Below are 25,925 nucleotides of genomic sequence, written 5' to 3'. Positions count from 1 at the left end.
GAGTCGATTGCCAATCAAATTGTAAATTCCGTGGTTTGATAGAGTGTATCTATCAAACCTCCTGAGCGATGCTCTCGATGAAGGCATCCAGCAGCAGCGTGCGCCGGCCCAATGGCGGCAGCAGCAGCGCCACATCGGCGATGCCCGAGACGCCGCCGGTCAGCGGGATGCAGACCAGATCGCGGCCCGTGGCATAGAAGACAGCGGTGCGCGAGGGCAGGATCGTGGCGCTGTGATGTTCGGTGACGTGGCTGACCAGCCCGATGATCGAATTCGATTCAAGCCGCGGCGTGACCGCGACGCCCGCGCGCTTGAGGTTGCGGTCGATGATCCGGCGGTTCTGCATGTCGGGGGTCAAAAGCCCCAGCTCGTAGCCCGCGACATCGGCCCAGGCCATGCTGGCGGGCAGGTCGGGATGCTTGCGGGTGACCAGCGCGTAGCTTTCCTCGTACAGCGGCATGGTGGTGTAGCCGGGCAGCCGGTCGGCGGGCTGGTCGGCGCTGGCATAGCTGAGGCCTGCGTCGATCTCGAACTCGGTCAGCTTTTCCACGATCAGATGGCTGTTGAGCGACAGGATCCTCAGCCGCACCCCCGGGTGACTGTCCAGAAAGGGGCGCGTCAGGTCATGGACCGAGGCCAGCGCGGTCGGGATCACCCCCAGCCGCAGCGTGCCCGACAGACCCTCGCGCGCCACCGCCACGTCGGATTTCAGCGCCCGCGCCTCGGCCACGATGGATTTGGCCCGGGCCAGCACCCGCTCGCCCTCGGGCGTGAGGCCGATGAACCGCGCGCCGCGCTGGACCAGCTGCACGCCCAGCTGGTCCTCCAGCGACTTGATCGCCGAGGACAGCGTCGGCTGCGTCACATGGCAGGTCTCGGCCGCGCGGCCGAAGTGACGTTCACGCGCCAGCGCGATCAGCATTTCGAGTTTGTCGATCATCCGGGCATCCTGCGCCAAAGCGGCGTCGGCGGAAAGGTGTCGATAGCGCCGGTTTGGGCTTCCCGAGCGGATATGTCGTATTACACTCACTTCCCGGAAGGATCGGAGGGCAGAATGCGGATCGAACCGTTCGGGGTCGAAATCTGGATGAATGAATGGGAGACGCGCTGCGAGTGGAACCTCGCCGAAACCTGCGTCGAAAGCCTGACCATCCGCGAGCTGCTGCGCCTCGCCGGTCGCAATGACGAGGATCTCTCGGCGCTGCTGCCGATGCAGATGACCTATGGCGCCATCGAAGGGTCGGACCGGCTGCGGCAGGCGATTGCCGCGCTCTACCGCCGTCAGACGCCCGGGAACATCATCGTCACCCATGGCACGATCGGCGCCAATATGCTGGTTCACAAGGCCCTGGTGGAGCGGGGCGACCGTGTGGTCGCGGTGGTGCCGACCTATCAGCAGCATTACTCGATCCCCGCCAGCATCGGCGCCGATGTCCAGCCGCTGCATTTGCGGGCCGAGGATGGCTGGCTGCCGGACCTCGACCGGTTGCGGGCGCTGGCGGTGCCGGGCACCAGGCTGATCGCGCTGACCAATCCCAACAATCCGACCGGCGCCCTGATCCCCGAAGCGATGCTGCGCGAGATCGCGGGCATTGCCCGGGCGGTGGGGGCCTGGGTCCTCTGCGACGAGGTCTACCGCGGCACCGATCAGGAGGGGAGCGGGCGCACCGCCTCGATGGCCGACCTCTATGAAAAGGGGATCTCCACCGCGGGCATGTCCAAGGCGTTTTCGCTGGCGGGGCTCAGGCTGGGCTGGATCGCCGGGCCCGAGGCGCTGCTGCGCGCCGTCTCGATCCACCGCGACTATGACACGATCAGCGTCGGCCGGATCGACGATCATTTCGCCACGCTGGCGCTGGAGGCGGCCGAGGCGGTGCTGGAGCGTTCGCGCGCCATCACCCGGGGCAATCTGGCGATCCTGTCGGACTGGATCGACAGCCAGCCGCTGCTGAGCTGGGTGCGCCCGGGCTCGGGCACCACGGCCTTCGTGCGCTATGACGCGCCGATGACCTCGCGCGAGTTCTGCGTGGATCTCCTGCAGGCGACCGGGGTGCTGTTCACCCCCGGCTCGGCGCTGGGGGTCGAGGGGCATCTGCGCATCGGCTATGCCAATGCGCCCGGGATCCTGCGGGAAGGCCTCAGGCGGACGGGCGATTTCCTCGCCCGCCTGCCCGCGCCCGGGGTGCTTTACACCCTGTGACGGATCACGAGGCCAGCGCCTCGCGCCGCGGCACCGACAGCACCGCGGCCAGCCAGGCCAGCACCCCGCAAAGCGCGATCGCAGCGGTCATGCTGGCGGCGGAATTGTCCAGCAGCAGGCCGGTCACGACGATCATCACCCCGCCGGTCAGCATCTGGATCGTGCCGCCCAGCGACGAGGCGAGCCCGGCGATATCGGGGTGGGGGTCCATGGCCATGACCATCGCCGTGGGGATCACGAGGCCGAGGAAGGCGTTGGCGATCAGCAGCCCCGCCACCACCACCACCAGCGAGGCCAGCCCCGCCCAGCCAAGGATCGCCAGCAGCACCGTCGAAGCGCCGAAACCGGCGACCGCCACGGCGATCACCCGCTGCATCCCGTACCGCGCCGACAGCCGCCCCGCCAGTTGCGAGGCGCCGAAGAAGCCCACCGCATTGATCGCGAAGGCGATGGAGAAGCCGGTCGGCGACAGGCCGAATTCGCGCGTATAGACGAAAGCCCCGGTGGCGAGGAAGACGAAGAACGACGCCATGCCGAAGCCGCCGATCATGGTCAGCCCCATGAAGCGCCGGTCACCCAGCAGCCGCTTCGCCCCGGCCAGCAGCGCGCTGACGCGGACCGGGCGGCGGTCCTCGGGTTGCAGGGTCTCGGGCAGGACCAGCGTGATCAGCAGCAGGCTGACGACCGAAGCCGCGGCAAGCACGCCGAAGATCTCGCGCCAGGTGCCGAAGGCCAGCACCAGCGAGCCGGTGATCGGCGCCAGCATCGGCGAGACCGAGATGACGATCATGATCGCCGCCATCATGCGCGCGGCCTCGGGCCCCGAGGCCATGTCGCGGATCACCGCGCGCGGCACCGCCATCAGCGTCGCGGCGCCCAGCGCCTGCAGGGCGCGGGCGGCGATCAGCGTGCCGAGGTCGGGCGCCAGCGCCGCCAGCACCGAGGCAGCGAGGAAGATCGCCACGCCGATCAGCAGCGGTTTGCGGCGGCCGATGGCATCGGCCATCGGGCCCCAGATCATCTGCGCCACGCCGAAGGTCAGGAAATAGGCGGTCAGCGTCAGGCCGGCCCCGGCCTCGGTCGTGCCGAGGTCCTGGGCGACCTGCGGCAGCGCCGGCAGGTACATGTCGATGGCGAAGGGCCCGACAGCGGAGAGAAGGCCCAGAACGAGGGCCATGCGGAACAGGGGATCGCGCATCGGGAAACCTATGAAGCGAATTGGGAATTGTGCCGCAGGCCCCGGGCGGGGCGGCGACAGCCGAAGGGAAATCGCCTTTTCCGGGCCGGGGTCAAGGGGCGCCGGCGGAAAAACGCCCCGCAGGTGGGCGGCGGCGGTGCTTCGTCGCCTCTGCCGCTGGGCGGACAGCCGCGCATTTCCCCCTTGCACCCCGCCGCCCGGGCGGGTCACTTGGGGCCGCGCGAAACGGTGGCCGGGAGGAGCCTGCATGCGACCCATGCCGAGAACGGCGGCCCCCGGTGCCGCACCGACCCTGCGGGTCCCGGGCCGCGCTGAGCCATTCCCATACGACGAGGCAGTAGCATGACGACCGACGGTGACATTCTGTGGCAGGCCGGGGCGGACCGGCTTGAGGGGGCGATTGCGACGCGGTTCCTGCGGTTTCTGGCCGCGCGGGGATTGTCGTTCGACGGCTATCCCGCGCTGCACGCCTGGTCGGTCGAGGATCCCGCCGCCTTCTGGCTGGCGCTGCGCGATTTCTTCGGGATCGAGATGGACGGCACGCTCGATCAGGTGATGACCGATGCGCCGATGCCCCGGACGCGCTGGTTCACCGGCACGCGGCTGAACTACGCCGAGCAGGTGCTGCGCCATGAGGGCACCGGCGATCCGTCTCGCCCGATGCTGCACCATTGCTCGGAAACCCGGCCCGAGATCGCCTCGATGTCCTGGGCCGAGGTCGGCGGCGCGGTGCGCAAGCTCGCCACCAAGCTGCGGGCGCTGGGCGTGACGAAGGGCGACCGCATCGTCGCCTATATGCCGAACATCCCGGAAACCGTGATCGCCATGCTGGCCTCGACCGCCATCGGCGCCACCTGGGCCACCGCGGCGCCCGAGTTCGGGCCGCAGACGGTGATCGACCGGTTCAGCCAGATCGAGCCCACGCTGGTCTTCGCCGTCAACGGCTACCGCTATGGCGGCAAGGATTTTGACCGCACCGGCGATCTGGCCAAGATCCTGCCGAACCTGCCCAGCGCCAAAACGCTGGTGATGCTCGACTACCTGCCAGGCGCGGCCAAGGCCCCGGCCTTCCACGGCGAGACGCTGAACTGGGACGACCTCTTTACCGGCGCCGATGTCCCGCGCGAGGCCTTTGCCTACGAGCGCGTGGCCTCGGATCACCCGCTCTGGACGCTCTTCTCCTCGGGCACCACGGGGCTGCCGAAGCCCATCGTGCAGGGCCATCATGGCATCGTGCTGGAGCATCTGAAGAACGGCGGCTTCGCCATCGACATGGGCGAGGGCGATACGTATTTCTGCTATTCCACCACCGGCTGGATGGTCTGGAACACGCTGATGACCGGGCCGCTGCTGAACGGCAAGGTCACGCTCTATGACGGGCACCCGACCTGGCCGGATGCGGGCGCGCTGTGGCGGATCATCGAGGCGACCAAGGTCAGCCATTTCGGCGTCTCGCCCACCTTCATGACCATGGTCCGGCAGGAGGGCATCGTCCCGGGCCGCGATTACGATCTGTCGGCGATGCGCTCGATGCTGCTGACCGGCTCGCCCGCCACGCCGGAAATCCTGGCCTGGGTGCATGAGGCGGTGAAGGAAGACCTCTTCTCGACCACGCAATCGGGCGGGACGGAGTTGTGCTCGGGGATCCTCGTGGGGTCGGTGCTGATGCCGGTCCGGGCGGGCGAGATCCAGGCGCCCGCGCTGGGCTGCGACGCGGCGGCCTTCGACGAGGACGGCAAGCCGGTGATCGGCGAGGTGGGCGAGCTGGTGATCCGCAAGCCGATGCCCTCGATGCCGCTCTTCTTCTGGGGCGACAGTGATTACGCGCGCTACCTCGACAGCTATTTCGACATGTATCCGGGGATCTGGCGCCACGGCGACCGGGTCCAGTTCAACGACCACGGCGGCAGCGTGGTGCTGGGCCGCTCGGACGCGACGCTCAACCGCTTCGGCGTGCGCATCGGCTCGGCCGAGATCTACCGCACCATGGAGGGGATCGAGGGCATCGCCGACAGCCTGATCGTCTGTATCGAGGACGGCAAGGGCGGCTATTACATGCCGCTCTTCGTGCAGATGCAGGCGGGCGCGACCTTTGACGAGGCCAAGCGGGCCGAGATCGTCAAGCGCCTGCGCACCGAACGCAGCCCGCGCCATGTCCCTGACGAGATCGTGCCGGTGCCCGAGATCCCGACCACGCTGACCGGCAAGAAGATGGAAGTGCCGATCCGCAAGCTGCTCTTGGGTGCGCCGCTGGAAAAGGTCGCCAGCCGCGACGCGACCAAGAACCCGGCGGCGCTGGACTGGTTCGCGGATTTCGCCCGCCAGCGGGGCTGAATGTCGGAAATGTGAAAGGCGGGGCGCCCCGCCTTTCGCTCATCAGCGGGGCAGAGAGGGCCGGTGCGGCCCTGCTTCCCCGCTTTGCACGTCGTGCAGGCAGTCACGATTTTTCTGCCCGCTTTTCAGTCGCCTGACCGGCGCGCTGCCGGTTCCCCGGGCCGAAGGCGATATTCCGCTGCGCGGGTTTCTGCCGTGCAGCATCCCCCTTGCCTTTTCTTTCGCAAAAGCAAAAGCATCATCGCCCTGAGAGGCCCGATTCTCTCTTGGAGCTGCCATTTGAAGACCCTGTCGCGCCCTGCGCCCCGCGTTCCTGTTTCGTCGTCCCTGACCCGTCGCCGCCTGTTTGCCGCTTTGGCAGGCAGCGTTGCGGCGGCTGCGCTGTTGCCTGCCTCGCGCCTGAGGGCCGAGGAGGCGGTCGAGCAGCCTGCCGAACCGGCGGCCGAGGCCTTTTCCTTCGATCTGCTGACCGAGCGGATGCGCCAGGCCGCAGCCAGCGCCGCCCCCGATCCCGAACAGGTCGAGGGTTTTCTGGCCGCGCTGGATTACGATGGCTATCAGCGGATCCAGTTCCGCACCGACCGCACCCGCTGGCAGGACCCGGGGATGCAGCTGCGTCTTCAGGCCTTCCATCTGGGCTGGCTGTTCGGCGAGCCGGTGCATGTCTACGAGGTCGTGGACGGCAACGCCCGGCCGATGACCTTCTCGACCGCGGATTTCGAATACCGCGGCGGGCTGGCCGATCAGGTCCCGGCCGATGCGCCGATGCCGGGGGTCGCGGGCTTCCGGCTGCTGACGCCGCTGAACCGTGCCGATCTTTTCGACGAACTGGTCGCCTTCCTCGGCGCCAGCTATTTCCGGGCGCTGGGGCGTGGCACGCTCTATGGCCTCAGCGCGCGGGGGCTGGCGGTCAATACCGCGCTCTCGGGTGACGAGGAATTCCCGCGCTTCACCGCCTTCTGGCTGGAACGTCCCGCGCCGGGCGAACAGAGCGTCACGCTCTGCGCGGCGCTGGAAAGCCGGTCGGTGGCGGGGGCCTACCGCTTTGTCATCCATCCGGGCGAGAACACCGAGATGGAGGTGACCGCGCGGCTGTTCCTCAGGCGCGATGTCGAGCAGCTGGGCATCGCGCCCCTGACCTCGATGTTCATGTTCGGCGGCGCCGATCCCGATGCGACGGGCGATTTCCGCGTCTCGGTGCATGACAGCGAATATCTGGTGGTCAACACCCGCGGCGGCGAGACCCTGCTCAGGGCGCTGAACAACCCGCCGCGGCTGGCCTCGTCCTACCTGACGATGACCGCGCCGCAATCCTTCGGCCTGATCCAGCGCAGCCGCCGTTTCGACGATTACCTCGATGCCGAGGCGCATTACGAGCGCCGCCCCTCGCTGATGGTCGAACCGCTGGGCGATTGGGGGCAGGGCGTCGTCCGGCTGATCGAGATCCCCTCGACCTTCGAGGGCAACGACAACATCGTCGCCTATTGGGTGCCCTCGGCCCCGACCCGGGCTGGGGATGCGCTGGAAGTCGCCTACCGGTTGAGCTGGGGCTTGGAGCCCCGGGGCAGCGGGGGTACGGACGTGGCGCGCGTCGTGCGGACCCGGTCCGGCGTCGCCGGCGTGGCCGGGGCCGAGGTGGCGCCGGACAAGCGGAAATTCGTCATCGACTTCGCCGGTGGACTTTTGGGGGAACTGATCGACCCCGAAGAGGTTGACCCTGATGTCAGCGCGGTGAACGGGCAGGTGACCGAGATGGTCCTCAGCCGGGTCGGCGACAGCGAGACTTGGCGTCTGGTGATCGAGGTACAGGCCCCCGCGGGGGCGGTGGTGGAATTGCGGGCGCGGCTGTCCGGCTTTGGCCGGGCGCTGACGGAAACGTGGCTATACCAATGGGTTCGGCAATGAGCGCGCATGAAAACGTAACCGGTCAAGCAGGCATCGACGCGGTCGAGGCTCCGTTCTGGGCACCGCCCGAGGCGCCCCTCGACATGCCGCATCAGGTGCTGGAACGGGCACGCCCGGTGCCGTTCCTCGACCGGCTTCTGTCGCTCGTGATCCCCCGGGCCCGGGCCTGAGACCCTTGCCATGGCAAAGCCCCTTCCCCCTGACTGGCGCACTGTCGCCACCCGTACCCTTGCGCTGACGCTGTCGCTGGTCGCGGCGCTGGCGGCGACGGTCCTGTTGATCGAGGCGGCGGTTCAGGACGGGCGCGATCTGTGGGATGTGGTGCGGTCGAGCCTGATCTTCGTCTCGACCGCCTGGCTGGCCTGGGGCGCGGCGCTGGCCTTCACCGGCCTCGCCCCGGCGCGTCCGGTCGCGGCCCCCGACCTCGCCGCCGGGCCTGCGCCCCGCACCGTGGTTCTGGTGCCGATCTGCAACGAGGATCCCGTCACCACCTTCGCCCGCATCGCCGCCATGGATCAGTCGATCCGTGCGGCCGGGGTCGAGGCCGATATCGCCATCCTGTCGGACACCCGCGATGCGGGCGGCGCCTTGCGCGAGCGGCACGCCTATGTCCGGCTCCTGCAGATCACCGGCGGGACCGGCCGCATCTTCTACCGGCGGCGCAACGACAACCGCGGCCGCAAGGCGGGCAATGTCGAGGATTTCATCCGCCGCTCGGGCGGGGCCTACGACTATGCCGTGATCCTCGATGCCGACAGCCTGATGGAGGGCGGCGCCATCCGCACCATGATCGCGCGGATGCAGGCCGACCCGAAACTGGGCCTGTTGCAGACCCTGCCGCGGATCATCGGCGCGCAATCGCTCTTCGGTCGCGCGGTGCAATTCGCGGCGGCGTTCCATGGTCCGGTCTTCACCCGGGGGCTGGCGCGGATGCAGGGGCAGACCGGGCCCTTCTGGGGCCACAACGCCATCGTCCGCCTGCGTGCCTTCGCCGAAAGCTGCGCGCTGCCGGAACTCTCGGGCAAGCCGCCCTTCGGCGGGCATATCCTCAGCCACGATTACGTCGAGGCGGCGCTGCTGGCCCGGGCGGGCTGGGCGGTGCGGGTCGATCCCGCCATCGAGGGCTCGTTCGAGGAAGGGCCCGAGAACATCCTCGCCTTCGCCCGCCGCGACCGCCGCTGGGCCCAGGGCAACCTGCAGCATATCCGCCTGCTGCTGGCCCCCGGCCTGCCGATGTGGAGCCGCTTCGTCTTTCTGCAAGGCATCTTCGCCTATCTGGTCTCGGTCCTCTGGGGGGCGTTCATGATCGCCTCCATCGTCGCCACCATCAAGGCGCCGCCCCCCGATTACTTCCCCGAACCGCATCTGCTGTTCCCGGTCTTCCCCTCGGACCGCACCAAGGAAATCACCACGCTGGTCTTCGGCATCGCCGGTCTGCTGGTGCTGCCCAAGGTCGCGATCCTGACCGGCGCGATCCTGTCGGGCCGGGCGCGGGGCTTCGGCGGCGGGCTGAAGGCCGGGCTTTCGGTGCTGGTCGAGATCGCGCTGACCTCGATCATCGCGCCCCTGATGCTGATGTATCAAAGCCGCGCCGTGATGCAGGTCTTTGCCGGGCGCGACGGCGGCTGGCCCGCCAACCAGCGCGGCGAGGGTTCGCTGACGCTGGGGCAGGGGGTGCAGGCGGGGCTCTGGATCTCGGCCGTCGGCGTGGCGGCGCTGGTGCTGGTGGCGCAGGTCGCGCCGGAGCTGACGCTCTGGTTGACGCCGGTCTGCCTGCCGATGGTGGTGGCGCCGCTGATCATCGCCCTGACCTCGCGCGCCATCGGCCGCAGCGTCTTTGCCGTCCCCGACGAGGCCGCGCCCGCGCCGGTCGTGCGCCGCTATCACGCGATCCTCGCCGACTGGGGCGGGACCGCGCCCGCCACGCCCGAGCCGCCGATCCGCGAGGCTGGTCATGCCCCGGTCTGACGCCCCCCGCCTGCCGCGGGCCCGCGATCCCCGCCTCGACGCCTTTCGCGGCGCAGCGCTTGTCATGATCTTCATCGACCATGTGCCCGGCAATCCCTACGAGCGCTTCACCCTGCGCAACTGGGGCTTTTCCGACGCGGCCGAGGCGTTCTTCGTCATCTCGGGCGTGGCGGTGGGGCTGGCCTATGCCGGGCGCTTTTCCGGCGAGGAACGGGCCGAGCACGGTCTCTGGCCGGCGGTGCAGCCGGTCTGGCGGCGGGCCTGGACCCTCTATCAGGCGCAGATCCTGCTGACCTTCTGGGCCATCGCCATCTTCGCCGGGGGCTCGCTGATCTTCAACCTGCCGGAGTTGCTGACCACGATCAACCTGCGGCAGGTGTTCGAGAATACCGAGGCCGCGCTTCTGGGCATCCCGCTGCTGACGCACCAGCTGGGCTACGTGAACATCCTGCCCGCCTATGCGGTGCTGATGCTGGCGGCGCCCTTCGCCATCCTGATCGGCCTGCGCAGCCCGCGGCTGCTGCTGGCGCTGTCGCTGGCTTTGTGGCTGGCGGCGGGGATCTGGTATCTGAACCTGCCCAATTACCCCAATCCGGGCGGCTGGTTCTTCAACCCCCTGTCCTGGCAGCTGATCTTCATGGTCGGCCTCGCCACCGGGCTTGCCATGCGCAAGGGCGAGCGGCTGGTGCCGCGTCACCCGGCGCTGATCGCGCTGGCGGCGGGGTTCCTGCTTCTCGTGCTGGCCTGGCGCTATCTGCCGGGGCTGGGCGAGGTGCTGAACCACCAGATGGCCCGCGCGCAGCGGCTGGGGGCGCCGCCCCTCTTCACCGCGCATGACAAGACCTATGTCTCGCTGCCCCGGCTGCTGCATATCCTGGCGCTGGTCTATGTGATGGCGAGCCTCGCCTCGGTGCGGGTGCTCTGCGGGCAGGCCTGGGCTGCGCCCCTGCGGCTGATGGGGCGCCACGGGCTTCTGGTCTTCGCCGCGGGGACGGTGCTGTCGCTGGTCTTTCAGGTGCTGATGGCGGGCTATGACAATCCCGCCTGGATGGCCTGGCTGCTGCCACCCCTCGGCATCGCGCTGAGCATCGCCATCGCCGCGCTGGCCGAGCGGCAGAAGGCGCAAAAGCGCCGTCCGACCGCGCCCGCGCCGGTTGCCGCCCCGGTTACTGCGCCTGCGCCCCTCCTCGCCAAGGCGCCGGTCCCGGCCAATGGCCCGGGCTGGTCGCCGCTGCCGCATCCGGCCGAATAGGCGCCGAACGGCCAGCGTTTGTCGCCCCCGGCTTGCACCCCGATCCGCGCATGCCTAGCGTGGCGCGATGTCGCAGCGCGGGGGGCATGATGGGCAAACTGACACGGCGGGGACTGCTGCTGGGCGGCGGGGCGGTGGCGGGCTATTGGGCCGGTCGCGGCTGGGCGCCGGGACTGGCACCCCGCAACGGGATCGCCACCCTGGGCGGCGAGGCGGCCGGACCGACGCTGCTGAACGACGCGAGCCTGCTCTCGGCCACGCCGATCCATTCCCACATCCGCCCCGCCGCCCGGGGCGAGGCGCTGGTCGGGGTCTTCCGCGCCGAACTGGCCGCCGCCCGCGCCGCCGGGCGCCCGGTCAACGTGGGCGCCGCCCGGCATTCCATGGGCGGGCAGGCGATCCCGCGGGACGGGCACGCCATCACCGTGGATGACGCCTGGATCGACCCCGACCCTGTCACGCAGACCTACCGTGTCAACGGCGGCGCGCGCTGGTCGCAGGTCATCGCGGCGCTGGACGCCATCGGCTTTTCCCCCGCCGTCATGCAGTCGAACCACGATTTCGGCGTCGCCGCGACGTTTTCGGTGAATGCCCATGGCTGGCCGGTGCCTTACGGGCCGATGGGCGCGACCGTGCGCTCGCTGCGGATGGTGCTGCCCGATGGCAGCCTCGTCACCGCGTCCCGGACCGAGAATGCCGACTTATTCCGGCTGGCGATGGGCGGCTACGGGCTGATCGGGCTCATTGTCGACATGGAGCTGGACATGGTGCCGAACCAGCGCCTGGCTCCCTCCTTTGCGGTGATGCCCGCCGCGGATTTCCCGGCCGCCTTCCTGCAGGCGGTGAACGATCCCGGTATCCCCATGGCCTATGGCCGCCTCAATGTCGCGCGCGGCTCGCTGTTTCAGGAGGCGATGCTGGTGACCTACAGCCCCACCGCCGACCAGTCCGACCTGCCGGCCGCCACCGGATCGGGGCTGACGGCGCATCTGGCCTCGTATATCTACCGCGCGCAGGTCGGGCGCGAGGCGCTGAAGGACCTGCGCTGGTGGGTGGAAAGCGGGCTCTATCCGAGGCTGGCGGGCGAGAGCACGCGCAACTCGCTGATGAACGAGCCGGTGGTGACGCTGGATGACCGCAACCCGTCCCGGGTCGACATCCTGCACGAATATTTCGTCCCGCCCGCGGCCTTCGACGGCTTCCTAGAGGTCTGCCGCGAGGTGATCCCCGACGCCTTTGTCGAATTCCTGAACGTGACCCTGCGCTATGTCGGCGCCGATCCCGACAGCGTGCTGGCCCATTCGCCGAGCCCCCGCATCGCCGCCGTCATGTCCTTCACGCAAGAGATGACCCGGCGGGCCGAGGCCGATCATCGCCGCATGACGCAGGCCTTGATTGAACGGATCGTGGCGCTGGGCGGGACATACTATCTGCCCTACCGCCCGCATGCGACCGAGGCGCAATTCCGCGCCGCCTATCCGCGGGCCGGGGAATTCGCTGCGGCCAAGCGGGCGCTGGACCCGGCGCTGACGCTGCGCAACAACCTTTGGGACACGTATCTGGAGCGCTCATGACCCCCGCCCGCCTTCTTTGCCTTGTCTATGCGGTGATCCTGCTGGGCGCCGCCGCGATCAACTACATTCCCGGGCTGACCGACGATCAGGGGCTGGCCTTCGGCATCTTCGCGCTGGACCCGTTCGATGACGCGCTGCACCTCGTCTCGGCGCTTTGGGCGCTGTTCGCCGGGCTCAGGTCGCAGCGGGCGGCGCAGACCTTCCTCATCCTCTTCGGGGCGGCCTATCTGGGCGATGGCGTCGCGGGGCTGCTGACCGGCTGGGGTTACCTCGATTTCGGCATCTTCACCAACGACAGCCTCGGCCCCGATTTCGGCTGGCTGAGGATCGCTGCCAACCTGCCGCATATCGGGCTGGGCGCGGTGGCGCTGGTCGCCGGTCTGGTCTCGGTCCGCAAATGAGGCTGATCCTGAAGATCGTCGCCTGGCTGGCCGGGGCGCTGGCGCTGGTGATCGTCGCGCTGGCCGCGCCGGTCCTCTGGGTCGAGACGATGTGCCGGGGCGAGGCCGCGCCGGTCGCGCACACCCCGCTGTCCTCGGAAACCCGGCCCGCGATCCGCACGCTCTTGACCTATCCCGAATGGCACATCGTCCATGCCTATGACGATTACGCCGAGGTGATCCGCACCGGCGATCCCCATGACTACGGCTTCCTGCGCGGGATCGCCGGGTTCTGGTCCTCGGCCTGCACCCTGACCCGCGAAAGCGCCGCGCTGGGCGAGATCGACGGCGAGACCAAGACCACGATCTATGTCATCGGCGTGTCCTTCACGCTGGAGATGGCGATGAAGGCCGCTTACGAGGAGACGCTGGGCCGGATCGCCACCCTGATCCGCGGCCCGGAACCGGCGCCGCTGGACCGGCTCTCGGCCGAGCAGGCGGCGGGTTATGCGCGCTTCCTGCAGCAGGTGCCGTGGTATCGCTATGATTTCCGCGCCGATGCCGCGGCGCTGGATGCGGCGAATACAGGGGTCTTCCGCGACCGCGAGCGGGCTTTCGCGCTGGGCCTCGAACACCGGACCCGGGCGCTTTATGCCGGGGCCATCGCCGGGGCGGTGGCGGCGACGGGGCAGGACGATCTGACCTTGCAGATGGTAGTCGGGGGGCTGACGCCCGAACAACTGGCCGCAACGCCCGGCGTCACGGTGCTGCGCCCGGTCGGCGAGGGGTATGAGGTCGAGACGCCGCGCTACCGCGAACTGACCGGCATTCTGGCCGATTGGGCGGGGCAGGGGGCGCGCTTCGTCGATATGGCGGGCAATGACCGGATCCTTTTTACCGCGCTCTCGGACCGGGAGCAGGAGGAGGGCGCGATGCTCGACCTGCCGCGGCAGGGCTACGGCGACACGCGGCATCTGTTCCTCGTGCCGGTGGCGGATCTGGCCGAGACGCTGCGGGGCCTCGACGCAAGGGGGCTGCGGCTGGAGCATATCCATGATTACTGAGGCGGGCCGATGATCCGGCGCCTGCTGCTGGCGCTGCCGATCCTGTTTCTGGGCTGGATCGCCACGCTGGCGCTGGTCATGCGGCTGGGGGGCGAAGCGCCCGCCGCCTTCGTGCCCTTCCCGCCCGCCAGCCTGCTGGCCGCCCTGCCCGGCGATGTCGCGGTCACCGGGCGCTCGCCCGTATCCCTGACCCTGCGGTCCGAGGGGCCGGACCTGACCGCGCGGCTTTATGCCGCCGGGGCCTGGCTGGTGCTGCCCGCGGGGCTCGAAGCCTGCATTCCCGGCTTCCTGCGCCAGCCGGTCCCGCAGGGCTGAGCCCCTACCGGCCCCCGGTCCATTGATCGTAAAGCCAGGGACAATCCACCAGAGGCGGCGCCCGGACCCCGCGCCGTGCGGCCTCCATCCGCATTTCGCGCATCTTTCCCCGCGGCCCCTCGGGCAGGTAGAGCCGTTCGTGCCCCCAGAAGCTGGGCCCGTCATGGGTCTCAAGCGGCTCCCATGTCGCGGGGTCGATCTGCCGCCCGCCCCAGCCGCTTTCGACAAAGAACCCGGACGGGGTCTTGGCGTAGAAGGAGGTCATGTAATCATTGGTGTGCCGCCCCAGCGTATAGGCGATGCGCCCGGGGTCGAGCCCTGCGATGTCATAGCCCTGACCCACATCGTCAAGGTTCCGATATTCCACCATGAAATGGTGAAACCCCGCCCCGCCTGACCCGACCATGGCGAAGCTGTGGTGCCGGGGGTTGAGGTGGAAGAAATAGAGCGGATAGGGCGTGAGCCCGTAATCCGAGACGTGAAAGCCCAGCAGGTCGCGGTAAAACGGCAGCATCACCACGACGTCCTTCACATGCAGGACGGCATGGCCCATGCCGAGGGGGCCGGTCTTGAAGCCCTCGATCGGGCGGCCGGGGGTGAAGGGCTCGGGCGTCTGGCGCGGCGCATGGACCAGCTCGATCCGGTTGCCCATCGGGTCGAAGAACCACACGAGCGCGCCGACCTGCCGTCGGTCGGCCAGCGCTGCATCGCCCGGATGGACCGGGGTGCCCGCCGCATCGAGCCGCGCGGCAAGGAGGTCGAGGTCGGCCTTCGCCGCGACCTCGAAGCCGATGAAGGCCAGCGTGTCACCGGCCTCGTCGCTGACCAGAAGGCGTTGCTGCTGGCTGTCCATGCGGAAGGCGAGGGTCCGGCCGCCCCGGTCGATCCGCTGCATGCCCAGAAGCCCGCTGGCGAAATCGCCCCAATCCTCCAGCCGTTCCGAGCGGATGCCCAGATAGGCCAATGCCGTCAGTGCCATGCGCCGCCCTCCCGCTGCCCAAGGCAGGATAGAGGGATTCGGGCGCCTGTCCATGCGGGCGGTGTCAGAGGCCCAGATAGGCCTCGCGGATCCGCGGGTTCTCGATCAGCCCGGCGGCGGGGCCGGAAAGCGCCACATGCCCCGTCTCCAGCACATAGCCCCGGTCGGCGATGCGGAGCGCGCCATAGGCGTTCTGCTCGACCAGCAGGACGGTGACGCCCAGCGCCTTCATCTGCCGTACCACGTCGAAAATCTGGTCCACCAGAATCGGCGCCAGCCCCATCGAGGGCTCGTCCAGCAGCAGGCAGGACGGTCGCCCCATCAGCGCCCGGGCAATCGCCAGCATCTGCTGCTGCCCGCCCGACAGGCCCCCCGCCGCCTGCGCCCGCTTCTGCTTCAGCACCGGGAACAGGGTGAAGGCGTGATCCATGTCCGTCTGCACCCGGTCATCGGCATGCAGCCATGCGCCGAGGCGCAGGTTCTCCTCGACCGTAAGATTGGTGAAGATCTGCCGCCCCTCGGGGCTTTGCGCCAGACCCCGGGCCAGACGGCGATGGGCGGGCAGGGGGCGCAGATCCTCGCCGCGGAAGGTGATTTTCCCCGCCGCGATGGGCTGCACGCCCGACAGGCAGCGCAGAAGCGTGGTCTTGCCCGCCCCGTTCGCGCCCAGCACGCAGACGATCTCGCCCGAGGCGATCTCCAGGTCGATGCCGTGCAGCACCTCGATCCGCCCGTAGCGGGCGCGCAGCCCCTCAACCTTCAGCATGAAGCACCTGTTCCTGTCCGTGCTGGCCCAGATAGGCGGCGATCACCTGCGGGTCGCGGGCGACCTCGGCGGGCGCGCCCTCGGCGATCTTGCGGCCGTGGTCGAGGACCACGAGATGGGCGGAAATCTTCATCACCAGCTTCATGTCATGCTCGACCAGCAGGATCGCCACGCCCGCGCGGGCGATCTCGGCGATCAGGCGGTCGATTTCCTCGGTCTCGACGGCGTTGCAACCGGCGGCGGGTTCATCCAGCAGCAGGATCTTCGGCGCCAAAGCCAGCGCCCGGGCGATCTCCAGCCGTTTGAGCGCGCCATAGGACATGGTGCGCGCGGCGCGGTAGGCGGCTTTCTCCAGCCCGACGCGGGCCAACAAAGCCAGCGCGCTCTCGGCCGAGGCGCGGGTCTTCTGGCGCGAGGCGGGCAGGCCGAGGAGGTCGGACAACACCCCGGCCTTTTCACGCAGGTGATGGCCGACCATGACGTTTTCCAAGAGCGTCATCTCGCCGAAGACCTGCAGGTTCTGAAAGGTCCGCGACAGCCCGCGCCGGGCCAGCAGATGCGGCTCCATGGCGGTGATCTCGGCGCCCTCCAGCCGGACCTTGCCCTGCGACGGCCGGTAAAGGCCCGAAATCATGTTGAACAGCGTGGTCTTGCCCGCGCCATTCGGCCCGATGACCGAGACGATCTCGCCCGCGCGCACGGCGAAGGACACGTCATCCACCGCCGTGATCCCGCCAAAGGCGATGCCCAGCCCGTCGATTTCCAGAAGTGCGCTCATTCGCCATCCCTCCCGCGCAGGCGTTTCATCAGGCTGGGCAGCAGGCCGTCGGGCAGGAAGATCATCACCAGGATCATCACCAGCCCCAGCACCATGTGCTCGTATTGGTGAAAGACGGTCAGCAGCTGCGGCAGCGCGGTCAGGATCGTGGCGCCGAAGATTGCCCCCAGCACCGAGCCGACGCCGCCCAGAACCGCCATGGTCACCATCTGCACCGAATGCATGAAGCCCGCGACATCGGGGGTGATAAGCCGGTTCATCAGCGCCAGCAGCGAGCCCGAGACCGAGGCATAGACGGCCGAGACGACGAAGGCGTGCAGCTTGTGGCGGGCCACGTCGATGCCCATGGTCCGCGCCGCCACCTCGGAGCCATGCAGCGCCCTGAGCGCGCGGCCGGTCGGGCTGTCGAAGAGGTTGAGCGCGAGCCAGGCGCCGAGGATCATCACCGTCCCCGCCAGCCCGTACCACAACTCCCCCGCGCCGATGCGCCAGCCGAGGTCGCGCAACAGCCCCCGGAGCCCGAGGTCCGGCACGGCGATACCATCGGGGCCGCCGGTCCATTGCGCCTCGTTCGACAGAACCATGGAGATGAGGATGCCGAGCCCCAGCGTGGCAACGCCGAGGTAATAGCCGTGCAGCCGGAGGATCGGCTTCCCGACCAGCCAGGCCAGCGCGGCGGACAGGGCCGTGCCTAGGAGGATCGCGGCGACCGGGGGCAGGCCCAGATGCTCGGGCGCCAGCGCGCAGGCATAGGCGCCGATTCCGGCGAAACCGGCGTGGCCGAGGCTGATCTGCCCGGCGTAACCGATGAGGATGACCAGCCCGGTCACGGCGATGGCGTTGATGAAGATCAGCGCCCCGATCCGGTAGTAAAAGCCCGAGGGGAAGAAGAAGGGCGCCGCGACGACCAGCAGGGTCAGGACCAGCAGCGACAGGTGTTTGGGTTTCATCCGCATTTCCCTAGACCCGATCCGTCGTCTTGCGGCCCAGCAGGCCCTGCGGCATCAGCGCCAGTACCAGGATGATGAGGATGAAGGACACCGCATCCTTGTATTGCGAGCTGACATAGCCCGCGGTCAGCGCCTCCAGCACGCCCAGCAGCAGGCCGCCCGCCAGCGCGCCCAAGGGGTTGCCCAGACCCCCCAGCATGGCGGCCGCGAAGCCCGAGAGGGCCAGCGCCACGCCGGTGTTGTAGGCGGTCATGGTGATCGGCGTGACCAGCACGCCCGCCACCGCGCCGATGGCCGCCGACAGGCCGAAGGACAGCGCCATGATCGCCTTGGTGTTGATCCCGACCAGCGAGGCGGCCAGCGGGTTGTTGGCCGTGGCCAGCACCGCCTTGCCGGTCAGCGTACGGGTGAAGAAGAGCCAGAGCGCGGCAAAGGTCAGCGCGGCGCCCGCCATGACCCACAGGCTCTGCGGCAGCAGCGTCGCGCCCGCCAGCCGCAGCGGCGCCTCGCCGGAAAAGCCCGGGTAGCGGTGGATCTGTTTGTCGAACAGCAGCCCCGCCGCGCCTTGCAGGAAGATCGCCGCGCCGATGGTGATGATGATGAGCGAGACGACCGGCGCGCCGCGGGCGGGGGCGATGGCCAGCCGGTTCAGCGCCACCCCCACCGCCGCGGTGCCCAGGATCGCCAGCAGCGCCGCCAGCGGCACCGGCAGGCCCGCGGCGATGGCAAAGGCGGTGCCCATGCCGCCCAGCATGACGAATTCGCCCTGGGCGAAGTTCACCACGCCCGAGGCGTTGAAGATGATGGTGAATCCGAGCGCCAGCAGCGCGTAGACCGCGCCGACCGTGAGCCCGGACATCAGGAATTGCAGAAGATCGGCCATGGGGTTCCGCGCTGGTTGGGGGAGGGGCCGGGCGGCGGCCCGCTTGCAAGGGCGCCGCCCGGTCTGGCGTTACTGGACCGGTGTCCAGCCGCCGTTGCGGATCTCCAGCAGCCGGAAGGCCGAGAGGTCGAGGCCGAGGTGATCCTCGGCCGAGAAGCTGTAGATCCCGGTGGTGCCGACGAGGCCCGAGGTCGCCTCGATCGCCTCGCGCAGGTCCACTGGGTCGGGATCGGCCTCGCCATTGCGGGTGAGGGCGTCGACCAGGATCGCCAGCGCGTCATGGGCATAGCCGCCGAAGGTCGAGACCGGCTCGTTGTAGCGCCCGACATAGGCGTCGCGGTAGGCCACGACCGCCTCGCGCTGGGCGTCATCCCCGGCCAGCTGGTCGGCGATCAACAGCGCGGTGCCCGGCAGGCGCACGCCCTCGGCATTCTCGGCGCCCGAGAGGTCGATAAAGGCCTGACCCGCCACGCCATGCGACTGATAGAGCGGCAGGTCGATCCCCAACTGGCGGTAGTTGCGGGTGACGATGGCCGGACCCGCGCCGAAGCCCGGGTTCAGGACCGCCTGCAACCCTTCGGTGTTGCGGATGTTGGTCAGCTGCGGGACCATGTCGGCGTCGCCCGGCGCATAGCTTTCATCCGCCGCCACGGTGATCCCGTAGGCTTCGGCGACCGAGAGGCATTGGGTGCGCATCGAGGCCCCGAACCCGTCGGTGCCCGAGATCATGCCGATCCGGGCGATCCCCTGCGCCTGCATGTCCTCGAAGATCTTCTCGCAGGCCATGCGGTCGGTATGCGGGGTCTTGAAGGTGAAGGGCTGCACCGGGTCGATGATCTCGATCCCGCCGGCGAGCGAGATGAAGGGGATTTCCTCTTCCTCGGCGACCGAGCGGATGGCGAGCGAGGTGCCGGTGGTGGTCCCGCCGATGATCGCGACGACCTCGTCATGCTCGACAAGCCGGGTGGCGAAGGTGCGGGCGTTGTTCGGGTCGCCGCCATCGTCATAGAGCACCAGTTCCAGCGGCTCGCCCAGCACGCCGCCCGCGGCGTTGATCTGCTCGACCAGCAGGCGGAGCGTCCTGGCCTCCGGGTCGCCCAGCGCGCCGGCGGGGCCGGTCTCGGCCAGCGTGGCGCCGATGCGGATCTGCGCCAGCGCCGCCGGGGCGCCAAGCGCCGCCAGCAGTGCCGCGAGGGCAAGGGTCTTGTGCGTGTTCATCGGGTCCTCCCTGACCGTGTGTTCGGGCGATCTGGCGGGCGTTTCGCCGAATAATCGTCAGATCGTTCGGTCAATTTATACGAAGGGTGGCCAGCAATCAATCCGACATTTCGGATGGCGGTTTTTGCCGGGAAGCGGCGGATGTTTCAGGAAAAAGAGCGTATTTGTGGCAGAATGAAGTGGGTGGGGCGGCGCCTCGCCGGATGGCGGGCGGCGCGGAATCCTCTTGACACCGGGCGCCCGATTCTCAAAAACAGAACGAACGTTCGGATAATTGATCCGGCGATTCCCGACGAGCGAGAGAGCCCGCCATGACCGAGACATCAACCCTTCCGCGGATCGATTCCCTGATCGAACCCGCGCGCGTTCACAGCCGGCTCTATACCGACCGGGAGATCTTCGAGGAGGAGATGCGCCGGATCTGGCACCGCACCTGGGTCTATATCGGCCATGAGAGCGAGGTGCCGAACGCCAACGATTACGTCACCAAGTCGATCGGCCCGACCCCGGTGCTGATGGTGCGCGACCGGCAGGGCGAGATCCGGCTGCTGCTGAACAAATGCCCGCATCGGGGCAACCAGCTTTGCGCCTACAAGCAGGGCAACCGCGCGACCTTCACCTGCCCCTACCATTCCTGGACCTTCGCCAATACCGGCGAGCTGATGGGCTACGCCCTGCCCGACGGCTATGAGGGGGTGTCGAAGGCCGGCGTGGGTCTGGGCAAGGTGGCGCGGATCGGCATCTATCGCGGCTTCGTCTTCGGCTCGATGGCGGCGGAGGGGCCAACGCTGATGGAGCATCTGGGGGGCGCGAAAGCGGCGCTCGATCAGCTGTGCGACAATTCCCCGACCGGCGAGCTGGAGCTGACCGCGGGTTTCCTGCAGCATCGCACCCGGGCCAACTGGAAGTTCATGCTGGAGAACGAGACCGACGGCTATCACCCCGGTTTCGTCCATGCCTCGATCTTTCAGGTGACGAAGAGCGGGATCGCCAATCTCTATGGCAAGGATTCCACCGCGCTGACCCGCGACTATGGCAACGGGCACACGGAATTCGACCTGCGGCCGGAGTGGCGCCGCCTCGATACGCCGCTGAAATGGTTCGGCACCTCGGAGGAGCGGCTGCCCGAGTACACGGCGGCGATGAAAGCGGCCTATGGCGACGACCGGGCGCGGCAGATCATGATCGACGGCTCGCCGCATACCATGATCTTCCCGAACCTGTTCATCGCCGAGATCCAGCTTTTCGTCCTGCAGCCGATGGCGGTGGACGAGACGATCCAGCATGTCACCGCCGTCCAGTTCAAGGGCGCGCCGGACATCAACCGGCGGCTGCGGCAGCAGACCATGGGCTCGGTGGGCCCCGCCGGGCTGCTGCTGGCCGACGATACCGAGATGTACGAGCGCAACCACCGCGGGGCGCTGATCCATGACCCCGAGTGGCTGGTCCTGTCGCGCGGCCTGCACCGCGAACGCCGCGACGAGAACGGTTTCCGCGTCGCCCATTCGACCGACGAAGTGCCCCAGCGCGGGATCTGGCGGCATTACCTCAGCCTGATGCAGGAGTGACTGCGATGGACCCGATGCTTGCCGAAAAACCCGTGGATCTGGCGGCGCTGAGCCCCGTCGATCTGCACCACCGCGTGGCGCAATTCCTCTATCTGGAGGCCCGGTTGCAGGACACCCATGCCTATGACGCCTGGGAACAGCTTTGGGAGGACGACGCGATCTATTGGGTCCCCGCCAATGGCCATGACACCGACCCCGAGCGGCAGATGTCGATCCTGTACGACAACCGCTCGCGCATCAAGGTGCGGGTCGAGCAGCTGAAGACCGGCCGCCGACACACCCAGACCCCGCGCTCGGAACTGGCGCGGCTCATCTCGAATATCGAGGTGGTCGCGGTCGAGGGGGCCGAAGTCTCGGTTCGTGCCAATGTCCTGATCTACGAGGACAATCTGCGCGGCGAAACCCTCTGGGCGGCGCGCAACGAGTACCGGCTGCGGCTGGTCGATGGCGCCTTCCGGCTGGTGCGCAAGAAAATCGGGCTGGTGAACAACGCCCGCCCCGTCTTTACCCTTTCCTTCCTGGTGTGAGCATGACCGACTGGATTGCCGAAGGCCCCGTGCTGCTGTCCTGTGACGCAGGCGTGGCCACGATCACCCTGAATCGGCCCGAGGCCGCCAATGGCATGAACATCGCCCTGATGCAGGCGCTGCATGCTGCCGTGATGCGCTGTCATCGCGAGCCGGGGGTGCGGGTCGTGCATCTGCGCGGCGCCGGGCGGAATTTCTGCGCGGGCGGCGATGTCCGCGAATTCGCCGCGATGGGCGAGGGGCTGGGCGATTTCCTGCGCGAGGTCACGGCCTGGCTGCAGATGGCCATCGGCGCGCTGATCCGGCTGGATGCGGTGGTGGTGACCGAGGTGCAGGGCTTCGCGGCGGGCGGGGGCGGGCTGGGCCTCGTCTGCGCCTCGGATATCGTCATCGCGGGCGCTGGGGCGAAGTTCATGGCGGGCGCCACCCGGGTCGGCATGGCGCCCGATGGCGGCGCCTCGGTGATCCTGCCGCATCTGGTGGGCTTCCGCCGGGCGGCCGAGATCGTGCTGTCCAATCGCGTGGTCGAGGCGGCGGAGGCCGAGCGCATCGGCCTCATCACCCGGATGGTCGCGGACGCGGATCTGGCGGCCGACGCCCGGGCCACCGCCGCGCTTTACGCCCAGGGTGCGCCGTTGGCGCAATCGGCAGCCAAGCGGCTGTTGTGGAACGCGCTGGATGTGGAGCGCTGCCTGCCGGAGGAGGCGCGGACCGTCGCCGGGCTCTCCGCCACCGCCGACAGCCGAGAAGGCCTGGCCGCGGTGATCGAAAAGCGCACGCCGCGCTTCACGGGCCATTGATGCGCCGCGCGCTGGTGACCGGCGGGGCGGCGGGGATCGGGGCCGCGGCGGTGCGGCGGCTGGTCCGCGACGGCTGCGCGGTGGCTTTCGTCGACCGCGACGCGGTGGCGGGCGAGGCTCTGGCGGCCGAGACCGGCGCGCGCTTCGTGGCGCTGGACGGGACCGACACAGCGGCGGTCGCCGGGTTTCTGGCGGGCGAGGGTTTCGACATCCTCGTCAACAACATAGGCGCCGATCAGCACGCCTTCTTCACCGCGACCGGCCCCGCCGACTGGCAGCGTCTGCTGGCCGTGAACCTGGAGAGCGCCTTCGCCTTCTGCCACGGGGTCCTGCCCGGCATGCAGGCCCGGGGCTGGGGGCGGATCGTGCTGGTTTCCTCCGAAGCCGGGCGGTTGGGCTCCAGGGGCGGCGCGGTCTATGCGGCCGCGAAGGCCGGGCTTCTGGGCTTCGGCCGGTCGCTGGCCCGGGAAAACGCGCGCTATGCTATCACGGTGAATGCGGTCCTTCCCGGCCCGGTCGAGACGCCGATGGTCGACCGCGCGGTGGCCGAGGTCGGCCCCCGGATCCGCGAGGACATGGCCCGGCTGACCCTGCTGCGGCGCCTCGGCCAGCCCGGGGAAATCGCCGCCGCCATCGCCTTTTTCTGTTCCGAGGACGCGGGCTTCATCACCGGCGAGGCGCTGGGCGTCTCGGGCGGGATGGGCTGCGGCGCCTGATCCATCGCGGAGTTTCCCATGATCGAGATCCATTTCGTCGCCCCGGGCGGCGCCACGCAGGTTGTCGCGGCCGAGCCCGGCCTCAGCGTGATGGAGGCCGCGCGGCGGGCCGATGTGGCGGGCATCCTCGCCGAATGCGGCGGGGCATGCTCGTGCGCGACCTGCCATGTGCATGTGGCCCCGGACTGGCTGGCGCGGGTCGGCGGCCCCGGAACCCTCGAACAGGACATGCTGGATTTCGCCGAGAACGTGGGCGGGGCCTCGCGCCTCGCGTGCCAGATCCCGGTGACCGAAGCGCTGGACGGTCTGGTCCTGCATCTGCCGGGCTGAGGCCGGGCCCCTGCGAGTCGCGCCCGCCGGATCGCCCCGCGCCACCAGGCCTAGGGCGATCTGCCGTTCCCGCGGGGAATATCGCAGGAAATCAGCGGTCTGGCTCGATATGCGGTCTGTCCCGTCCCGCCCCGAGAATCCGGCCAGAAAGCCCTTGTTCTCCGGCATCCGGGCCAATATACGGGGCGGTGGAGACGTGGCCGAGTGGTCGAAGGCACACCCCTGCTAAGGGTGCAGACGGGAAACCGTCTCGAGGGTTCGAATCCCTTCGTCTCCGCCACTTGCCCCTCGCGTGATCGCCCATCAAGAACGTTGCCGATACCTGCGGCGGCGGTGCTTGCAGTCGTCATGACCCTGTTGTGGCCCGATTTTTCGCCCCATTGAGCCGCTCAAACGCATGGACGGCGGGGGCTCTGCCCATTACCTCTGGCGCCGGGGCCCCATCAGGTGCGGTGGTCCCGGTGATGCAAGGGTGAATGACAGTGACGCTTCCTCAATCCGGCGCCAGCCTGTCCATCGGTCGCGTGAAATGGTTCGGCGGCGAGAACCACAAGACCGGCCGGGAGAATGATTTCGGCTTCATCACGAGTATCGACGGCGACGATATCTTCGTTCACCGCAGCCAGATTGCCGGGCCCGCACCCGACGAAGGCGATTTCGCGGTCTTCGCCGTGCAGGTGGAAAACGGCAAGAAACGCGCGCAGGGCGTCAGCCTCTGCCGCGATATCGAGACATTCGAGACGGCGGCTCTGGCGACATACCTGCGCGGGCCGCAGGCGCTGGAGCGGATGCTGGCCGATTTTACCTATCGCGACCTGCTCCTCTCGCTGATCAATCGGCGCGACAACGATTGGGTGATGCCTCTTCTGACTGCCCTCCTGCCAGGGTCCGCGGCGGCGAGACGCGTGGTCGGCATGCTCAGGGATCAGGCCCGGCAGATACGGTTGCTCGATGGTATCGGACTGGCCGGGCTGGCGGCCCTGGATGACGGCTTTCGTCATGTGCCCGCCTCGTATTTCGACGCAAGACATGGCGAATGGATCGCCTGGCTCAAGGCCGGATCGACGGCCGACCGCACGCGGTTCTTCGCCAGCAAGATCGGTGAGTTGCCGTTCAGCTTCGTGCTGGCCTGCGTGTTCGAGGGGGTGATCGATCGCCCCGAGACACTCGGTCCGCAGCGGGAGCGTCTCGCGCTTTTCGCCAAACAGGCGGTTCAGAAACGGCTGGAAGGTCGGGCCCCGGCCGAGGCCGGGGACGAGCCCCTGGACTACGTTCGCGCCATCTATCGCCGCCGGTTCCGCGGGTTTGACGATTTCACCGCCAACCCGGCGCTGGCGCCCTTTTTCGAGAAGCTGAGGGTCAAGCAGAAGATCGCGAACAGGGACCGCAGCTTCGTCGACGACGTGGCGCAGTCGGCCTGGCTGCGCCATGATCCGGAGTGCTTTGTCCTCAGCAGATTTCTGCCGCTGGTCTGGGATGGCAACAGCGACCCCAGTCTCGAAGCGGTCTTCTTTCACCAGCTGTGGGAGGCCCTGCTGGCGGGGTCGCTGTCGCTGGACGACCCGGGCTTCAAGGCGGTCTTTCCCAGTTGCCGCACGCTGGGGCCCGCGCTTTCCTGCGAGGCGAGATATTGGGAGAAGGGGGGCAAGCATTATTGCCGGGGCCGCGAGTGCAAGGATCCGCAGAATATCCCCGATCTGGAGAAATCACCGTTCGACTACACGCTCTATGATTGGCTGAGCTATTTCGGCCGCGATTATGCGCAGGCGCCGCAGCCGGAACGGCGGGACTTCCCGGTCAAGCTTGCAGGGTATCTCAATCGGCTGATCGAAGTGAGTGCCCGACTGGCCTGCCGCTGCTGCGGCAAGATCATGAAGCCGGATTTCCGATATTCCCGCGTCGAGGTGAGGGTTCATGACCCTGAGACGGACAGGATCGTGACGCGCCCATTCAGTGCCGCCTATCGCTGCACGGTCTTCTATTGCGCGATGCCCGGCTGTGCCGAGGTCGGCAGGAAACACTATCTGAACCATTGCCTGGGCAAGGATTGCGGCGCGATCGTCGACAGCCGCGACCTGAGCCAATGCAGCAACGGATATTACCGATGCACCTGCGGCAGTTGTTGCCCCGAGCACGCAGTCGAAGCCGAGCAGCGGCGGGCGGCCATGGTGCAGAAAGCCGGAGCCCGGTCGCAACGGCGGCGCTGACGCATCGGCCCGC

At 68.5% G+C, this 25,925-nt stretch carries 24 protein-coding genes and 1 tRNA gene; 17 read left to right on the top strand and 8 right to left on the bottom strand.

The features are described from left to right. Positions 1 to 52 precede the first annotated feature (52 nt). On the bottom strand, positions 53 to 940 hold the full coding sequence (locus DDE23_RS16450; RefSeq protein WP_107753084.1) for a LysR family transcriptional regulator: 888 nt from the start codon (positions 938 to 940) through the stop codon (positions 53 to 55). A gap of 114 nt (positions 941 to 1,054) precedes the next feature. Here DDE23_RS16450 and DDE23_RS16445 point away from each other — a divergent pair, with 114 nt between their 5' ends. Then, on the top strand, positions 1,055 to 2,200 hold the full coding sequence (locus tag DDE23_RS16445) for an aminotransferase (protein ID WP_107753082.1): 1,146 nt from the start codon (positions 1,055 to 1,057) through the stop codon (positions 2,198 to 2,200). A gap of 4 nt (positions 2,201 to 2,204) precedes the next feature. Here DDE23_RS16445 and DDE23_RS16440 read toward each other — a convergent pair whose 3' ends face one another. Next, positions 2,205 to 3,398 (bottom strand): multidrug effflux MFS transporter, encoded by a 1,194-nt coding sequence (locus DDE23_RS16440; protein WP_107753080.1) that lies wholly within the window; start codon positions 3,396 to 3,398, stop codon positions 2,205 to 2,207. Between the two features lie 342 nt (positions 3,399 to 3,740). On the opposite strand from DDE23_RS16440, the gene DDE23_RS16435 reads away from it, so the two are divergent. From DDE23_RS16435 to DDE23_RS16400, 9 genes are all read left to right on the top strand, one after another. Next, positions 3,741 to 5,732, top strand: a complete 1,992-nt coding sequence (locus tag DDE23_RS16435; protein WP_107753078.1) for an acetoacetate--CoA ligase — start codon at positions 3,741 to 3,743, stop codon at positions 5,730 to 5,732. A gap of 288 nt (positions 5,733 to 6,020) precedes the next feature. Further along, positions 6,021 to 7,637 carry an OpgD/OpgG family glucan biosynthesis protein gene (locus DDE23_RS16430; protein WP_107753479.1) on the top strand — a complete coding sequence of 539 codons (1,617 nt, stop codon included), beginning with the start codon at positions 6,021 to 6,023 and terminating at the stop codon, positions 7,635 to 7,637. Continuing rightward, entirely contained in the window at positions 7,634 to 7,807 is a 174-nt protein-coding gene (locus DDE23_RS25165; RefSeq protein WP_157958052.1) for a hypothetical protein, read from the top strand. The genes DDE23_RS16430 and DDE23_RS25165 overlap by 4 nt, the downstream gene beginning before the upstream one ends. A gap of 10 nt (positions 7,808 to 7,817) precedes the next feature. Continuing rightward, entirely contained in the window at positions 7,818 to 9,605 is a 1,788-nt protein-coding gene (mdoH, locus tag DDE23_RS16425) for a glucans biosynthesis glucosyltransferase MdoH (RefSeq protein ID WP_107753076.1), read from the top strand. Continuing rightward, positions 9,592 to 10,857 (top strand): OpgC family protein, encoded by a 1,266-nt coding sequence (locus DDE23_RS16420; protein ID WP_107753074.1) that lies wholly within the window; start codon positions 9,592 to 9,594, stop codon positions 10,855 to 10,857. Before mdoH ends, DDE23_RS16420 begins: the two co-directional genes overlap by 14 nt. Positions 10,858 to 10,946: 89 nt before the next feature. Continuing rightward, positions 10,947 to 12,431: an FAD-binding oxidoreductase gene (locus DDE23_RS16415; protein ID WP_107753072.1), complete on the top strand. Its 1,485-nt coding sequence runs from the start codon at positions 10,947 to 10,949 to the stop codon at positions 12,429 to 12,431. After that, positions 12,428 to 12,832, top strand: coding sequence for a DUF4383 domain-containing protein (locus tag DDE23_RS16410; protein ID WP_107753070.1), 405 nt, complete (start codon positions 12,428 to 12,430; stop codon positions 12,830 to 12,832). Before DDE23_RS16415 ends, DDE23_RS16410 begins: the two co-directional genes overlap by 4 nt. Beyond that, entirely contained in the window at positions 12,829 to 13,875 is a 1,047-nt protein-coding gene (locus DDE23_RS16405; RefSeq protein WP_107753068.1) for a hypothetical protein, read from the top strand. Before DDE23_RS16410 ends, DDE23_RS16405 begins: the two co-directional genes overlap by 4 nt. A gap of 9 nt (positions 13,876 to 13,884) precedes the next feature. Further along, the gene (locus DDE23_RS16400) at positions 13,885 to 14,190 is read left to right on the top strand and encodes a hypothetical protein (RefSeq protein ID WP_107753066.1); all 306 of its coding nucleotides are present in this window, start codon (positions 13,885 to 13,887) and stop codon (positions 14,188 to 14,190) included. 4 nt (positions 14,191 to 14,194) lie between these two features. On the opposite strand, the gene DDE23_RS16395 is transcribed toward DDE23_RS16400, so the two are convergent. From DDE23_RS16395 to DDE23_RS16370, 6 genes are all read right to left on the bottom strand, one after another. Then, complete coding sequence (locus DDE23_RS16395; protein WP_107753064.1) at positions 14,195 to 15,169, bottom strand: VOC family protein; 975 nt, start codon at positions 15,167 to 15,169, stop codon at positions 14,195 to 14,197. Positions 15,170 to 15,233: 64 nt separating this feature from the next. Then, complete coding sequence (locus DDE23_RS16390; RefSeq protein ID WP_107753062.1) at positions 15,234 to 15,935, bottom strand: ABC transporter ATP-binding protein; 702 nt, start codon at positions 15,933 to 15,935, stop codon at positions 15,234 to 15,236. Beyond that, positions 15,922 to 16,713, bottom strand: a complete 792-nt coding sequence (locus DDE23_RS16385; protein WP_107753060.1) for an ABC transporter ATP-binding protein — start codon at positions 16,711 to 16,713, stop codon at positions 15,922 to 15,924. Before DDE23_RS16385 ends, DDE23_RS16390 begins: the two co-directional genes overlap by 14 nt. After that, on the bottom strand, positions 16,710 to 17,669 hold the full coding sequence (locus DDE23_RS16380) for a branched-chain amino acid ABC transporter permease (protein ID WP_107753058.1): 960 nt from the start codon (positions 17,667 to 17,669) through the stop codon (positions 16,710 to 16,712). The genes DDE23_RS16385 and DDE23_RS16380 overlap by 4 nt, the downstream gene beginning before the upstream one ends. 4 nt (positions 17,670 to 17,673) lie before the next feature. Beyond that, positions 17,674 to 18,546 (bottom strand): branched-chain amino acid ABC transporter permease, encoded by an 873-nt coding sequence (locus tag DDE23_RS16375; RefSeq protein WP_107753056.1) that lies wholly within the window; start codon positions 18,544 to 18,546, stop codon positions 17,674 to 17,676. Between the two features lie 69 nt (positions 18,547 to 18,615). Further along, a complete protein-coding gene (locus DDE23_RS16370) occupies positions 18,616 to 19,764 on the bottom strand; it encodes an ABC transporter substrate-binding protein (protein WP_107753054.1) in 1,149 nt (382 codons plus the stop codon). Between the two features lie 311 nt (positions 19,765 to 20,075). On the opposite strand from DDE23_RS16370, the gene DDE23_RS16365 reads away from it, so the two are divergent. The 7 genes from DDE23_RS16365 to DDE23_RS16335 all read left to right on the top strand — a co-directional run bounded on the left by DDE23_RS16365 (position 20,076) and on the right by DDE23_RS16335 (position 25,912). Beyond that, entirely contained in the window at positions 20,076 to 21,332 is a 1,257-nt protein-coding gene (locus tag DDE23_RS16365; RefSeq protein WP_107753052.1) for an aromatic ring-hydroxylating oxygenase subunit alpha, read from the top strand. A gap of 5 nt (positions 21,333 to 21,337) precedes the next feature. Next, positions 21,338 to 21,859, top strand: a complete 522-nt coding sequence (locus tag DDE23_RS16360; RefSeq protein WP_107753050.1) for an aromatic-ring-hydroxylating dioxygenase subunit beta — start codon at positions 21,338 to 21,340, stop codon at positions 21,857 to 21,859. Between the two features lie 2 nt (positions 21,860 to 21,861). Continuing rightward, the gene (locus DDE23_RS16355) at positions 21,862 to 22,659 is read left to right on the top strand and encodes an enoyl-CoA hydratase/isomerase family protein (RefSeq protein WP_107753048.1); all 798 of its coding nucleotides are present in this window, start codon (positions 21,862 to 21,864) and stop codon (positions 22,657 to 22,659) included. Further along, the gene (locus DDE23_RS16350) at positions 22,659 to 23,375 is read left to right on the top strand and encodes an SDR family NAD(P)-dependent oxidoreductase (RefSeq protein WP_202863278.1); all 717 of its coding nucleotides are present in this window, start codon (positions 22,659 to 22,661) and stop codon (positions 23,373 to 23,375) included. Before DDE23_RS16355 ends, DDE23_RS16350 begins: the two co-directional genes overlap by 1 nt. A gap of 18 nt (positions 23,376 to 23,393) precedes the next feature. Beyond that, positions 23,394 to 23,705, top strand: coding sequence for a 2Fe-2S iron-sulfur cluster-binding protein (locus tag DDE23_RS16345; RefSeq protein ID WP_107753044.1), 312 nt, complete (start codon positions 23,394 to 23,396; stop codon positions 23,703 to 23,705). A gap of 190 nt (positions 23,706 to 23,895) precedes the next feature. Further along, positions 23,896 to 23,985 (top strand) — tRNA-Ser (locus DDE23_RS16340). A 196-nt stretch (positions 23,986 to 24,181) separates the two neighbouring features. Continuing rightward, positions 24,182 to 25,912, top strand: coding sequence for a cold-shock protein (locus tag DDE23_RS16335; RefSeq protein ID WP_107753042.1), 1,731 nt, complete (start codon positions 24,182 to 24,184; stop codon positions 25,910 to 25,912). The last annotated feature ends 13 nt before the right edge of the window (positions 25,913 to 25,925 follow it).

This window comes from Pararhodobacter aggregans (assembly GCF_003075525.1).
Classification (GTDB): Bacteria; Pseudomonadota; Alphaproteobacteria; order Rhodobacterales; family Rhodobacteraceae; genus Pararhodobacter; species Pararhodobacter aggregans.
This window is presented reverse-complemented; position numbering and strand designations above follow the sequence as displayed.